15 protein-coding genes are annotated in these 13,781 nt (G+C 66.3%); all 15 read right to left on the minus strand.

Features of this window, described 5'->3' with window-relative positions; all coding sequences use genetic code 11:
• Positions 1 to 795, minus strand: coding sequence for a GntR family transcriptional regulator (locus tag ASG62_RS10805; protein ID WP_082536935.1), 795 nt, complete (start codon positions 793 to 795; stop codon positions 1 to 3).
• Between the two features lie 2 nt (positions 796 to 797).
• Positions 798 to 1,292 (minus strand): nucleoside deaminase, encoded by a 495-nt coding sequence (locus ASG62_RS10810; protein WP_056689039.1) that lies wholly within the window; start codon positions 1,290 to 1,292, stop codon positions 798 to 800.
• Positions 1,293 to 1,317: 25 nt separating this feature from the next.
• Positions 1,318 to 2,409, minus strand: a complete 1,092-nt coding sequence (locus tag ASG62_RS10815; protein ID WP_056689042.1) for an ABC transporter ATP-binding protein — start codon at positions 2,407 to 2,409, stop codon at positions 1,318 to 1,320.
• Between the two features lie 2 nt (positions 2,410 to 2,411).
• Positions 2,412 to 3,233: an ABC transporter permease gene (locus ASG62_RS10820; protein ID WP_056689045.1), complete on the minus strand. Its 822-nt coding sequence runs from the start codon at positions 3,231 to 3,233 to the stop codon at positions 2,412 to 2,414.
• On the minus strand, positions 3,230 to 4,165 hold the full coding sequence (locus tag ASG62_RS10825; RefSeq protein WP_082536909.1) for an ABC transporter permease: 936 nt from the start codon (positions 4,163 to 4,165) through the stop codon (positions 3,230 to 3,232). Before ASG62_RS10825 ends, ASG62_RS10820 begins: the two co-directional genes overlap by 4 nt.
• A 41-nt stretch (positions 4,166 to 4,206) precedes the next feature.
• The gene (locus ASG62_RS10830; protein WP_082536936.1) at positions 4,207 to 5,328 is read right to left on the minus strand and encodes an ABC transporter substrate-binding protein; all 1,122 of its coding nucleotides are present in this window, start codon (positions 5,326 to 5,328) and stop codon (positions 4,207 to 4,209) included.
• A 761-nt stretch (positions 5,329 to 6,089) separates the two neighbouring features.
• Entirely contained in the window at positions 6,090 to 7,430 is a 1,341-nt protein-coding gene (locus tag ASG62_RS10835; protein ID WP_056689050.1) for a bifunctional folylpolyglutamate synthase/dihydrofolate synthase, read from the minus strand.
• Positions 7,431 to 7,470: 40 nt separating this feature from the next.
• Positions 7,471 to 8,427: an acetyl-CoA carboxylase, carboxyltransferase subunit beta gene (accD, locus tag ASG62_RS10840; RefSeq protein ID WP_056689438.1), complete on the minus strand. Its 957-nt coding sequence runs from the start codon at positions 8,425 to 8,427 to the stop codon at positions 7,471 to 7,473.
• A 133-nt stretch (positions 8,428 to 8,560) separates the two neighbouring features.
• Positions 8,561 to 9,394, minus strand: coding sequence for a tryptophan synthase subunit alpha (gene trpA / locus ASG62_RS10845; protein ID WP_056689051.1), 834 nt, complete (start codon positions 9,392 to 9,394; stop codon positions 8,561 to 8,563).
• Between the two features lie 92 nt (positions 9,395 to 9,486).
• Positions 9,487 to 9,777 carry a type II toxin-antitoxin system RelE/ParE family toxin gene (locus tag ASG62_RS10850; RefSeq protein ID WP_056689054.1) on the minus strand — a complete coding sequence of 97 codons (291 nt, stop codon included), beginning with the start codon at positions 9,775 to 9,777 and terminating at the stop codon, positions 9,487 to 9,489.
• Positions 9,774 to 10,061, minus strand: coding sequence for a hypothetical protein (locus ASG62_RS10855; protein ID WP_056689057.1), 288 nt, complete (start codon positions 10,059 to 10,061; stop codon positions 9,774 to 9,776). Before ASG62_RS10855 ends, ASG62_RS10850 begins: the two co-directional genes overlap by 4 nt.
• A 42-nt stretch (positions 10,062 to 10,103) precedes the next feature.
• Entirely contained in the window at positions 10,104 to 11,324 is a 1,221-nt protein-coding gene (gene trpB, locus ASG62_RS10860; protein ID WP_056689060.1) for a tryptophan synthase subunit beta, read from the minus strand.
• The gene (locus ASG62_RS10865) at positions 11,321 to 12,034 is read right to left on the minus strand and encodes a phosphoribosylanthranilate isomerase (protein ID WP_056689063.1); all 714 of its coding nucleotides are present in this window, start codon (positions 12,032 to 12,034) and stop codon (positions 11,321 to 11,323) included. The genes trpB and ASG62_RS10865 overlap by 4 nt, the downstream gene beginning before the upstream one ends.
• A gap of 37 nt (positions 12,035 to 12,071) precedes the next feature.
• A complete protein-coding gene (locus ASG62_RS10870) occupies positions 12,072 to 12,845 on the minus strand; it encodes a M48 family metallopeptidase (RefSeq protein WP_056689066.1) in 774 nt (257 codons plus the stop codon).
• Between the two features lie 371 nt (positions 12,846 to 13,216).
• Positions 13,217 to 13,669, minus strand: coding sequence for a DUF2852 domain-containing protein (locus tag ASG62_RS10875; protein WP_056689069.1), 453 nt, complete (start codon positions 13,667 to 13,669; stop codon positions 13,217 to 13,219).
• Positions 13,670 to 13,781 lie beyond the last annotated feature (112 nt).

Below are 13,781 nucleotides of genomic sequence, written 5' to 3' on the forward strand. Positions count from 1 at the left end.
TCAGCGCTTGCTCCCGTTGTCGTCATGCTGCGGCGCGTAGGCGGACAGGATGTCTCGGATGTCCCGCGTTCCCTTCGCCTCCAACAGGGCCCGGCTCGCGACGTGGCTCAGATGCTCGTCCATCAACCGCATCGCCGTGTCCGCGTCGCCGGCGATCAGGGCTTCCGTGATCTCCTCGTGCTCGTTGACCCCGCATTCCGAGGAGTGCGGACGGGCATACATGGCAAGGACGAGGGAGCAGCGGGACACGACTTCGACGACGTACCGCATGAGAAGGGCGTTGTCGGTCAATTCGGCAAGGAGCAGGTGGAACTCACCCGCGAGCCGTATCGACTCCACGTCGTTCGTTCCCGAGACGCTCTTTTCGTGCGCGACGAACGCTCGCAACCGTTCCGCGTCTTCGGGGCGCAGCCGACCGATGATGGCTTCCACGACGAGGCGCTCCAACCCGCGTCTGACGAAGAACGTGTCTCGCCCCTCGTCGAGCGAGGGATTGGCGACGAAAGCGCCGCGGTTCTGCTTCAGCTCGACGAGCCCTTCGACGGCCAGTCGTCCGAGCGCCTCGCGCGCGATGGTGCGGCTCGTGCCGAACGCGTCGCCGATGGCGTCCTCGGGAAGCTTTTCGCCCGGCTGGAGTCGCTGCTCGATAATCGCCTGACGCATGGCGAGATGGACCGTCTCGGTCCGTGACTTGGAAGAGGTGGCCTTGGTGCCTGTTGCCTTCGAAGGCGGGCCCTTGCCCTTTCCGGTCGGGTCGTTGACCGACCGCTGTCCCGCGTTGGTCGTGGATGCCATGCTCAGTCCGCCTTCCGAGCCGAAGCCCATTTCGAGAGGATCCGTGTCGCGTCCTCTCCGAGATGCTGTTCCGCGGGTGTCGCGCGACGATCGACCGTTGCTCCGGCTTCACTGCGCAGGAGATCGACGTCGATCGGGTGTCTCTCTGCCCGACCGAGACGGTCGAAGGCCTTGCCCGCATCGTCCATCGAGGCGGCGTAGTAAAGACGCGAGATGCCGACGATGTTCATCGTCGCGACGCACAGGGCACAGGGCTCACAGGACGTGTAGAGCTCGCAGCCCGTCAGATCCACGCGGCCGAGACGCCGACACGCGTCCCGGATCGCCTCGACCTCTCCGTGCGAGGTCGGATCGAGGTTGGCCAGCGAATGGTTCAGTCCCTCGCCGACGATGGCGCCGTCTTCGACGACGACACAGCCGAAGGGTTCCGTCTTCGGCCTGGTCATGGCCTCCGCCGACAATTCGATCGCCCGCCGCATGAAGCGTTCTTCGTACATGGTCTTATCCTCCTCTTGGGATGGGTCAGGCTGCCGTCGGCAGGAGCCAGGCATGGGCCGGATCCCAGCTCATCGCCACGCGGCGGCCCGGCACGAGCTCGAGGGCCTCGATTTCATGCTGCTGCTTCTGGACCCGGAACTCCCTGGCTCCGGGCACCTCGATGAACACGGTCTGCGTGGAGCCCACGAATTCGAGCCCGAGGACGGTTCCCTCGACAAAGGGGTTCGGCGACGTCCCGCTGCCGCCCTCCGTCAAGGAGACGCGGTCGGCGGCCACCACGAATGCCGCCTCGTCGCCGTCGGTCAGCGTCCTGTCGGTCGGGACCTCGAACGTCCCGAATTCCGTCATGATCGACCGACGGCCCTCGCGTCCCGCCGCGACCTTGCCGCGGATCAAGTTGTTCATGCCCATGAACTCGGCGACGAAGGGATTGACCGGCGCGCGGTAGACGTCCTGGGGACGCCCGACCTGCTGGATACATCCCTCGCTCATCACGACGATTCTGTCCGCCAGCGCGAACGCCTCCGACTGGGCATGTGTGACGTAGACGAAGGTGATGCCGAGCTGCTTGTGAAGCCGGGAAAGCTCGGTCTGCATGCGTACGCGCAAATGGGCGTCGAGCGCACTCAACGGCTCATCCAGGAGGAGCACGGCGGGCTCGGTTACAAGCGAACGCGCGATCGCCACACGCTGGCGCTGTCCGCCGGAGAGCTGGGAGATGTCCCGGTCCTCCATGCCCGAAAGACCGAGGCGGCCCAGCCAGTCCGCCGCGCGTTTCCGGCGTTCGATGGGACCAATCCCCTTCATGCGCAGCGGAAACGCCACGTTGTCCGCGACCGACAGGAAAGGGAAGAGCGCAAGGCTCTGCCAGACCATCGGCATGTTTCGCTGGAAGGCGGGCACGTCCCGCATGCTGCGGCCTCCGACGCGGATGTCACCTCCCGTGGGCATGTCGAGTCCGGCCAACAGCCGCAACGTGGTCGACTTGCCGCATCCCGATGGACCCATGATGGCGATGAACTCTCCTGCCTCGATTTCGAGATCGATGCTGCGAACGGCGTGGTGGCCGGGAAAGCGCTTGTCGAGCGCGTCGAGAACGACGAACGGGTCGGCCATGGTCAGTTCTCCGGAAGTTCGGGGCGACGGCGGGCGGTGCGCAGCCCGGTGAAGCTTTGTGCGAGAAGCACGAGGGTGACGCTGACCAGCAGCACGACCGCGCCGATGGCATTGATCTTCGGGTTCACCTGGCCTTGCAGCATGTTCAGGATCCGGACCGGGAGGGTCTCGTTCACGCCGCCGACGAACCAGGCGATCATGAATTCGTCGAAGGAGACGGCGGCCGAAAGAAAGAAGGAGGCGATCAACGCGGGACGGCAGAACGGCAGGACGACGTGCCATAGGCCTGCAAACGGCGAGGCGCCGAGGTTCCACGCTGCGGGCTCGAGATCGCGCCCGAACTCGCCGAGCCGCAGGCGGACGAGCGCCATGGAGAACGAGGTGGCGATCGCCACATGACAGGCCGTGACGGCCTCCAACGTCCCGAACAAGCCGATCCGCGAGAGGAAGGCCAGCATGCCCATGCCGAGGATCGTGACGGGAACCGCCGGGGGGATGGCAACCGCAAGGACAAAGAGCCGCTTCCCGGGGAAGCGGTAGCGGAAATCGACGTAGGCTGCGGCGAAGCCGAGAGCCGTGGACAGGATCGCCGTCCCCAGCCCGACGAGAACGCTGTTGAGAAAAGCGTCGCGGATCATCGCGTCGGCAAAGGCGGCCTTGTGCCATTCGAGACTGAAGCCTCCCCAGGGGATCGAGGGAAAGCGGTTCGCGTCGAACGAGAAGACGACGATGACGAGGATCGGCGTCGCGATGAAGCCCGCCAGCACGGTGAGGTAAAGGTACTGCAACGCACGCGACAGGCGCTTGGCGACAGGCACGCTCATCGGCCGGCTCCCTTGGTCGCGGCACCGCGCTGCGAGATCCACTGCCCGGCGACGAAGATCAGCGCGAGGACGGACAGCATGACGACGCCGATGACGGACGCCCGTGGCCACTGCGAGCCGGACTTGACGGTGTCGACGATGAGGATGGACAGCGTCGGGGGTTTGCTGCCGGTCATAAAGAGCGGGCTCACATAGTCGCCGAAGCTGAGCAGGAAGGCCGTGGTCGCGGAAAGCACCAGGGCCGGCCGGATGGCGGGCAGCATGACGAAGGCGACGACGCGCAACCGCGAGCACCCGAGGTTTTCCGCAGCTTCGATCAACGTCCGGTCGATTCCTGAAAGGGCGAAGACGAGGATCAGCACCGCGATCGGGAGCGTCAGGGTGAGAAGCCCGACCTGAAGGGAAAGCGTTCCGCCCAGGAGCGAGAGCTTGCCGATGAACGTCAAGTCGAGCACGGCATTGGCGATCCCGTCCGGACTGAGGACGATCTGCCACGCGTAGATCCGCAGGATGTAGCTGGAGAAGACGGGAACGATCAGGAAGGCGAGCGCAACGGCTTTCACCCGCTCCGACAGGCGGAATGAGATCGTGTAGGCCGCCGGAAAGGCGAAGGCCACGGCAAGGACGGTAGTGGTGGCCGCCACTTCCAGCGTGTGAAGGAGCGCACGCCGGAAGGGGGCCGAGGACAGAACCTTCGTCCAGTTGTCGAGGACGAAGGCAGGTTCCAGCCGGAACGAACGCACTTCCCAGAACGTGACGATCACGAGGAAGGCGAGAGGCGCCAAAAAGAAGATCGCCTGCCAAGCGAAGACGGGCAGACCGAGGCTGACGGGAATGACCCCTTCGGCTCCGCTCGTCCTCGCCGTCGTGAACGGCCACAAGCGCCGCCAGTGCGACGGCTGCCGTTCGATGTTGGCCAACGATCGTGTCATCGGATGCCCCTCCTTCAAAGGTCAGCGCGGCAGGGAGGGCCTTAAAGGCTCTTGAACTCGCTCCAGACGTCGTTCCAGTCCTCGATGGACTGTTGGGAGGGCAGTTGGCGGAAGGCGATTTTCTTGGCGCGGTACTCGTCCATGACGTTCGGACCGTCGAGGGTCATGCGCAGTATCTTCGCCTCGTCGGGCATCGTCTCGTTCAGGAGCTTCCAGCCCGCCATCGACGGGATGCTCTTCTTGTTGTCGACCTTGGTTGCCTGGAGCACCTGCCCCTGGGGCGACGCGGTGTACTGGATGAACTTGCGAGCGAGGTCCGTCTTCGGCGTGCCCTTCACGATCGAGAGCGACTCCGTCCATTGAAGCCCCCCCTCCTCGGGAATGATCGTGTCAACCGGGACGCCGCTGGTGCGCAATCCAAGGGTGATCCATTCACCGATCCCGGGGACGAGGTGGGCCTGGCCGTTGGTGAGCGAGGAGAAGATGTCGGCGATCGTGTAGAAGCCCGACGCCTGCGGCTTCAGCGAGAACAGCTTCTCTTTCACGGCATCGAACTTCGCTTCATCGATGTCGAAGGGCGGCTTGTTGCCAGCCGAAAGGCTGATGCAGCCCATACCGGGGAGATACCAGTCGAAGAACCCGACCTTGCCCTTGGCCTTCTCCGCCCAGAGCGCGGCGTAGGAGGAAACCTCTTCCGGCTTGTAGACCTCGGTGTTGTAGGAAAGCCCGAGATACCCGAAATCAGTCATGACGCCGTAGAGCTTGTCGTCGAACCAGTGCAACGGGAACTTCTGGAATTCAGGCCAGTAGTCCTCCAGCGGGTAGTCGGCCGGGTCGAGCTCCTCGACGAAGTCTGCCTCGTGCAGGAGGTGCATGTACTCGGCATCTGCGAGAACGACGTCGAAGGAACCGGGAGGTGACTGGTTGATCACGGCGAGCATCTGGTCGCCGCCGACATATTCCTTGATCTGGATCTTGCAGTTGTTCTCCTTCTCGAAGGCCGACACGAGGTAGGGGTCTGCGTTGCCAGGCCAGGAAAGGTAGTTGAGGACGTTTTGGTCCTGCGCATGTGATGGCGACCAGCGGGATGTTGCTGCCAGCGCCGTGGCCGCGGCGCCTGCCTTTAGAAACGATCGACGGCTGAGATCGGGGATCGAGGACATGCGCATGAGTCGCTCCACACTTGAGGAAAATCGCATGCGCCGATCGCATACGATTTTCGACTTGCAAGCGTCGTGCCAGTTTGGCATTCCCCGCCAGAACGCTCGGAAGCTCAAGAAAAACTGGCCACTAAGAGCGAAGATGCCACTTCCCGTTCGGACGATCAGACGAATTTACATGCAATTCCGCAACGATATCGCATGCAAAATGCCTATTGGTTGGGCGGCTCATTGCGCGGGAACTCCTATCCAATGGACAGATCCGGTCAGTCGGGCAGGCCTGCCCGCTCTCGGCGCATAACCTGTGTGTCACTTTCAACGAAGGTCGGCCGTAAGCGGACAAACAGGAATCCACCCCGTCCGGTCTGACGTAGCCCCGCATTTTTTATCCAGCCGTGAGTTCGTTTCCGGCGGTTCTGGTGAGTTCGTCTGCGGGTTGAGCGACGGGCGTCGGCGCCTCTCGCGGATTGAAGTTGGCGGCGAAGGCGGATGGCGTGCTTGGGGGGCACCTCGCGCCGAAGCAACGAGGAACGTGGCGAAACTCCACGCTTTGAAGTTTCGACGCAGACGGCAAAGCTGCTTCTTCTCCCCTGCGGGGAGAAGTGGCCGGCAGGCCGATGAGGGGTTCTTCGCGCCAGCCGTGCCAGAACGTCCGCACGGACGGCGGAAAGATCATAAAGCTCGGCGTGCGGCCGCCCCCTCATCCCGCTGCCGCGACCTTCTCCCCGGAGGGGAGAAGAAGCGGTGCTTGAAGGGGCTGTGCCTTATGTCGGCGCGAGGCCGCTTTCCGCCAGGACTTCGCCGACGAGATAGAGCGAGCCGCAGATGAGGAAGCGGGGCGCGGGCTGGCTCTGCCAGCCTGTGGAGACGAGGCGGATCGCCTCCTCCACGCTCTCGCAGGGTTCGGCGTCGAGCCCGGCCTCCATCGCGGCGTCGGTCAGGCTGTCGGGATCGGCGCCCGCGTCGGAGGAGCGGATGGGCACGGTGAAGACGTGGCGCACCATGCCGGCGAAGGCCTCGAAGAAGCCGACGGGGTCCTTGGTGTTCAGCATGCCCGCGATGATGAAAAGCGGGCGCTGCACCCGGTCCTCCATCTCGGCCAGGGCCTCCGCGATGACGGCGCCGGCGCCGGGATTGTGCCCGCCGTCGAGCCATATCTCCGAACCCTTCACGGCGGCGGCGGCGAGCGGGCCGGACGTGATGCGCTGCATGCGGCCCGGCCATTCGGCGCCGGCGATGCCCTTGGCGACGGCCGCTTCCGACGGATCGAGCCCGGCCTGTCGGAGCGCCGCGACGGCGGTCGCGGCATTGTGGATCTGATGGCGGCCGACGAGGCGGGGCACGGCGAGATCGAGGAGGCCCTGATCGTCCTGATAGACCATCCGGCCGTGCTCCTCGTAGGCGAAGAAGTCCTCGCCGTAGAGAAGGACCGGCGCGCCGGCGCGCTTGGCCGCGGCCTTGATGACGTCGATCACGATCGACTGGCTCTGCTGGCCGATGACGACGGGAACGCCGCGCTTGATGATGCCGGCCTTCTCCGCCGCGATCAGCTCCACGCGGTCGCCGAGATAGGGCTGGTGATCCAGCGAGATGGAGGTGATGACGCTCGCGACGGGGGTCTCGATCACGTTGGTCGCGTCGAACCGCCCGCCGAGCCCGACCTCGAGCAGCACCGCGTCGGCGGGATGCTCGGAGAAGAGGACGAAGGTGACGGCGGTGAGGATCTCGAAGACCGTGATCGGCTGGCCCGCATTGGCCTCGGCGACGCGCGCCACCGCTTCGGCGAGGACCTCGTCCTCCACCAGCCGGCCCCGCGCGCCGGCGCGGCCGAGGCGATAGCGCTCGTGCCAGTTGACCAGATGCGGCGAGGTGTGGGCGTGGACGGCCTTGCCGTCCGCCTCCAGAACCGCGCGGCAGAAGGCGACGACCGAGCCCTTGCCGTTCGTGCCGGCGACGTGGATCGTCGGCGACAGGCGCTTCTGCGGATCGCCGAGCGTGGCGAGAAGCCGGCGGATGCGGTCGAGGGCGAGGTCGAAGCCCTTGGGATGGACCAGCATCAGGCGCTCGATCGCGGCATCCGCCAGACTCTGGCCGGTGGCGGTCATCGGGCGGCGGTCCCCGGAAAGGCGGGCGCGGGAATGGGTCTCACGCCGCTTCGTTGGAGAGGGCCGAGCCCTCCGCTTCGGCCGAGCGGAAGGGTTCGGGCGGCGACATGTCGGAGCCGAGCGTCTCGGTGTCGGAGGCGCCTTCGACCGGCGTCTTCGTCAAGAGCTTCAGAAGCGTCGCGATCTTGCCCTTCAGCTCGTGGCGATGGACGACCATGTCCACCATGCCGTGCTCCATCAGGTATTCCGAGCGCTGGAAGCCCTCCGGCAGCTTCTCGCGGATCGTCTGCTCGATCACACGCGGGCCGGCAAATCCGATGAGCGCGCCGGGCTCGGCGATGTGCACGTCGCCGAGCATCGCGTAGGACGCGGTCACGCCGCCCGTCGTCGGATTGGTGAGGACGACGATGTAGGGAAGGCCCGCTTCCTTCACGAGCTCGACCGCGACCGTGGTGCGCGGCAGCTGCATGAGAGACAGGATGCCCTCCTGCATGCGCGCGCCGCCGGAAGAGGCGAAGAGGACGAGCGGCCGGCCTTCCGAGATCGCCGTCTCGGCGGCGGTGACGATCGCCTCGCCCGCCGCCATGCCGAGCGAGCCGCCCATGAAGGCGAAATCCTGCACGGCCGCGACGATCGGCAGATCGTCGATCCTGCCGGTCGCGACGAGAACGGCGTCCTCGAGCCCGGTCTTGGCGCGGCTGTCCTTCAGCCGGTCGGTGTAGCGGCGTTCGTCGCGGAACTTCAGCGGATCGACCGGAACCTTCGGCAGGTCGATCGAGACGTAGTCGCCGCCGTCGAAGAAGGCCTTCAACCGCTCCTTGGCGGAAATGCGCATGTGGTGCCCGGATGCTGGGATCACCCACTGGTTCGCCTCCAGATCCTTGTAGAACACCATTTCCCCGGTCTCGGGGCATTTGATCCAGAGATTTTCCGGCACCTCGGAGCGCGTGAGGAGGCTGGTGATCTTCGGGCGGACGAAATCGGTGATCCAGTTCACTTCGGTCTTCCTTGGACGGATCGGCGCGTGCCGCATCGGGCAAATGGAGCGGCGGAACATCCTCGCCGGCCTCTGCGATCCCTCGCCGGCCGGCTTCGAACGGTTCCAGTCAGCCCGTCACATGGCGCGAAATTCAGGCCTGTGCAAGGCGCGGCGCGCGAACGCCGGCCGCCAGGGCGCGCACAAGCCTATGAACCGCCTCGACCGTGCCCGCCGTCGCCGCGTCGCCGTCGAGCGAGGCCTCGATCGCGCTGATCAGCGCGGAGCCCACCACGACGCCGTCGGCGCTGTGGCCGATGGCATGGGCCTGGTCCGGCGTGCGCACGCCGAAGCCGACGCAGACGGGAAGGCTCGTGTGGCGCTTGATGCGCTGCACGGCCGCGCCGACCTTGTTCGCATCGGGCGCCGCGGCCCCGGTGATGCCGGTGATGGACACGTAGTAGACGAAGCCGGACGTGTTCTTCAGAACGGCAGGCAGGCGCTTGTCGTCGGTCGTCGGCGTCGCCAGGCGCACGAAGGCGAGGCCCTTGGCGAGCGCGGGCAGGCAGAGCTCGTCGTCCATCTCCGGCGGCAGATCGACGACGATCAACCCGTCGACGCCCGCCTCCAGCGCCGCCGTCACGAAGCGCTCGACGCCGTAGACGTAGATCGGGTTGAAATAGCCCATGAGGATGATCGGCGTCTTCGAATCGCCCTCTCGAAACCGCGCGACCGTCACAAGCGTCTTCGCCAGACTCTCGCCGCCGTTCAGCGCGCGAAGGCCCGCCTTCTGGATCGCGGGCCCATCGGCCATGGGATCGGAAAAGGGCATGCCGAGCTCGATCAGATCGGCGCCGGCGGCCGGCAGGCCCTTCATGATCTCGAAGGCGGTCTCGCCATCGGGATCGCCCGCCATCAGGAAGGTCACGAGCGCCGGACGCCCCTCGGCCTTGAGGTCGGCGAAGCGCTGGTCGATGCGGCTGGTCATGGATGGGCTTTCGTCACGGGCTCTGCGAGGGGTTCTCTTGGCATTTTCGGAGGGGGAAGGTCAAAGGGCGTCAGGCTCCCATCGCAAGAGGCTCAGCCGCTGCCACCGTCTTCACGTCTGTCGGCCCGCTGGTCCCAAACCCGCAGAACCTCGATCCGGTCGCTCCGCACGCGATAGACGATCGAGAAAGGCGTCCTGGAAATCTGGACCTCGCGATTGTCCGCTACGACAACACGACCGAGTTCCGGCATAAGCGCCAATGCCTTCAGCATTCTGTTGAAGCGCCGGACTCCCTCGCGGCCACCTTCCGGAAAGACCCGGCGATAATATCGGCGGAACCAGATCAAGTCCGTTCGGGCCGTATCGAGGAGAACGACCCTCATCGTGCGTGAAGCAAGATATCCGGTTCGGGCGGCGGCAATTCGTCATCCGTATCCCAGGACATCATCCAGCGCTCGATCGCCTCGCTGGAGATGAAGACACCCTTATCCGCCTCTAAGGCGGCGTTATGAATCGCTTCTTCCTTCAGCTCGTTTGCCTGAAGATAGGCGGCGATCGCTCGCTCGGCGATGGACGAGGCGGAGGTCTGTTCAAGCGACGCGCGTCGTTCGAGACGCGCACCGATTTCCGGGTCGATGACGAGCGGGAGGGTCTCTGGAATTGCCATCACGAAAGCTCCTCGTCTCGCCTCATCTTCGGTAAACTCCGCCTAGAGATCCACCCCCAGCGCCTTCGCCGCCGTGAACACGTCCTTGTCGCCGCGTCCGCAGAGGTTCATGACGATGATCTGGTCCTTGTCCATGGTCGGCGCGCGCTTGATCACCTCGGCCAGCGCGTGGGCGGGCTCCAGGGCGGGGATGATGCCTTCGGTGCGCGTCAGGAGTTGGAAGGCCTCCAGCGCCTCTGTGTCGAGGATCGGCACGTAGTCGACGCGGCCGGCATCCTTCAGCCAGGAGTGCTCGGGGCCGATGCCGGGATAGTCGAGGCCGGCCGAGATGGAATGACCTTCCTTGATCTGGCCCTCCGGCGTCTGCAGGAGATAGGTGCGGTTGCCGTGGAGGACGCCGGGCGAGCCCGCCGTCAGCGAGGCGCAGTGCTCCTCGCCCTCCAGACCCCGGCCGCCGGCTTCGACGCCGACCATCGCCACGTCCTTGTCGTCGAGGAAGGGGTGGAAGAGGCCGATCGCGTTCGACCCGCCGCCGACGGCGGCGACAAGCATGTCGGGCAAGCGGCCCTCGGCGGCGAGGATCTGCTCCTTCGCCTCGCGCCCGATCACCGACTGGAACTCGCGCACCATCTCGGGATAGGGGTGCGGGCCGGCGGCGGTACCGATGATGTAATAGGTGCTGTCGACGTTCGTCACCCAGTCGCGCAGGGCCTCGTTCATCGCGTCCTTCAGCGTGCCGTGGCCGGACGTGACGGGCACGACCTCGGCGCCGAGAAGCTTCATGCGGAAGACGTTCGGCGACTGCCGCTCCACGTCGGTCGCGCCCATGTAGACGACGCAAGGATAGCCGAAGCGCGCCGCGACGGTGGCGGAGGCCACGCCGTGCTGGCCGGCGCCGGTCTCGGCGATGATGCGCGTCTTGCCCATGACGCGGGCGAGGAGGATCTGGCCGAGGCAGTTGTTGATCTTGTGCGAGCCGGTGTGGTTCAGCTCGTCGCGCTTGAAGTAGATCTTCGCGCCGCCGAGATGGGCGGTCAGCCGCTCGGCGAAGTAGAGCGGCGACGGCCGGCCGGTGTAATGCGTGTTGAGATGCTCGAGCTCGGCCTGAAAGGCGGGATCGGTGCGCGCGCTCTTCCACGCCGCTTCCAGCTCCAGGATCAGCGGCATCAGCGTTTCCGCCACGAAGCGTCCGCCGAAGAGACCGAAGCGGCCGTCCTCGTCGGGGCCAGCGCGGAAGGAATTGGGAGGTGTGACCAGGTTCACGAGTCAATCCGATTCAAAAGAGCCGTCCGATTCAAAAGAGCCGTTCCGTCCGCAGGCGCCTCGCCGCGTCCGGCGCGGTCGAGCGCGTCGAAGAAGCGATGGAGCCGGTCCGCATCCTTGATGCCCGGCGAGGATTCCACCCCCGACGAGACGTCGATCCCGGCGGGCGAGACGAGCCCGAGCGCCGCCTCGACATTGCTCGGATCAAGCCCTCCCGAGAGCATGTAACGCACGGACGGGTCAAGCGCTTCCAGAAGGCGCCAGTCGAAGGAAACGCCGTTGCCGCCGGGCAGGACGGAGCCCTTCGGCCGCTTCGCGTCGAGGAGGAGACGATCGGCCGCGCCGACATAGGCCGCGACGCCCGCGACGTCCTCGTCCGTGCCGATCGAGATCGCCTTCATGACCTTCGCGCCGATCCGCCGGCGGACCGCCGCCACCCGCTCCGGCGTCTCGTGCCCGTGAAGCTGGACGATGTCCGGCCTGACGGTCTCGGCGATCGCATCCAGCATCTCGTCGCTCGGATCGACCACGACGACGACCGTCTCGGCCCGCCCCCGTGCGCGCTCCGCGAGGGCGGCGATCGCCGGAAGGTCGAGATGGCGCGGGCTCTTCGGGAAATGGATGAAGCCGACATGGCTCGCGCCACGCGACAGGACGATATCGAGCGTCTCCGGCGTCGAAAGCCCGCAGATCTTGACCTCGAGCGCCATGGCTCCCTTCCCGTCCTGTCCGATCCATCCGAGGCGCCTAGCCCGCCTCGCCGAAATCGACCGCATGAAGCTGCGCCCCATGGCGCTTCAGCCAGTCGCGCCCGGCATCCATGTCGGGACAGAGCGCGCGGCACAACGCCCAGAAGGCGGGGCCGTGGTTCATCTCCCGAAAATGGGCGACCTCGTGGGCACATAGATAGTCGAGGACGGACGGCGGCGCCATCACGATCCGCCAGGAGAAGGCGAGGCGCCGGTCCGCCGTGCAGGAGCCCCAGCGGCTGCGCGTGTCCTTCAGCGTGAGAGCCGCGGGCTTCAGGCCGACGGCGGCGGCGTGACGATCGACGCGGGCCTGGAGATCGGCCCTCGCCTCGCGCCGCAGGGCGTCCATCACGCGCCTCGGCAGATGCGCCGCATCGCCGCCGACGAGAAGCATCGCCCCTTCCGAGCCGGTCTCCAGCCGCGCCGCGCGGCGCGCGGGATCGTGGAGGATCGCAAGAGTCGCGCCGCGAAAGGGCAGGATCGCGCCGTCCTCGACGCGGATGCGGCCGGGCACGGCGGCCATGCGCGCCTCCGCCCAGCCGCGATGGCGCTCGACGAAGGCGAGGATCGCGGCATCGGAGGTGCGGGGCGGAACCGTGACGGAGAGCGCGCCGCCGCCGGGTGCCAGGCGCATCGTCAGACGGCGCGCGCGCGGGTTCCGGCGCACGAGGAGAGCGATGCTGCCGGTGCCGAGATCGAGCGTCTCGGGCAGGCGCGCGGCGGGCGCGCGACGCGGGCTCAAAAGGCGGCGGAGATCGGGAAAGGGTTTCATGCGAGGTGCGCTGCGGGAGTTACTGAGACCTCGCGGGTCAAAAGTCGAGTGTGTCGCGCCCCCCTCTGTCCTGCCGGACATCTCCCCCTCAAGGGGGGAGATCGGCGGCTGCAAAGGGAGAGATTGGCCTGAGACCGCCCCACCGCCTGATCTCCCACCCTGAGGGGGAGATGCCGGCAGGCAGAGGGGGGCGCGGCAAGCGCTACCGTCAATGTGCGCCGCGCAGACTCAAAGCAAGGATGACCCATTCGCAAAGACTGCAACAGCATTCGACAAAGTCCGTTCACCGCCCATCTCATCACGCCTTGCGCCAAAAAGCGACGGCGGCCGCAGGGGCCGCCGTCGCCGGATCGTTTGGGGAGGCGCGACGCTCAGGCGTCGATGATGGTCGCGTCCGAGGCGCCCGAACGGTCGCGGGCGGTGCCCCTGTCGCGGCGGGCGGACATGAAGCGGTCGAACTCTTCCTGGTCCTTCGCCCGGCGAAGCTCGCGGGCATAGGATTCGAACTCGGCATGGGCCTCGTTCAGCTTGCGGCGCTCCTCGTCGAGGCGCGACAGCTCGCGCTCGCGCCAGTCGTCGAAGGCGACATTGCCCGTCCGCGCGCTCGCGAAGGGCATGGCCCGGCCGCCGCCATTGGCGCGGAAGAAGTCCGCGAACCGGTCCGTCGAGCGATTGACGTCGCGGCGGAAGCCTTCGAGCCGCTCGCCCCAGAGAATATAGGCGAGCACGGCAAGGCCGAGCGGCCAGTAGAGCATGAACCCGCCGACCATCAAGGCGATCGTCGCAGGCGTCCAGGCCGGACGGATCAAGGCGTGGGACGTCATTCGATGGGCCCTTTCCCAAGTGGCGGGGCGATACGCTCCGCCTGAGACTTGGACATGGGCGTCGAAAAATGGCGGTTCAAGACGAGGGCGCCGAAAGTCTTGGTGCAAGGAG

This window comes from Aureimonas sp. Leaf427 (genome assembly GCF_001425485.1).
Classification (GTDB): domain Bacteria; phylum Pseudomonadota; class Alphaproteobacteria; order Rhizobiales; family Rhizobiaceae; genus Plantimonas.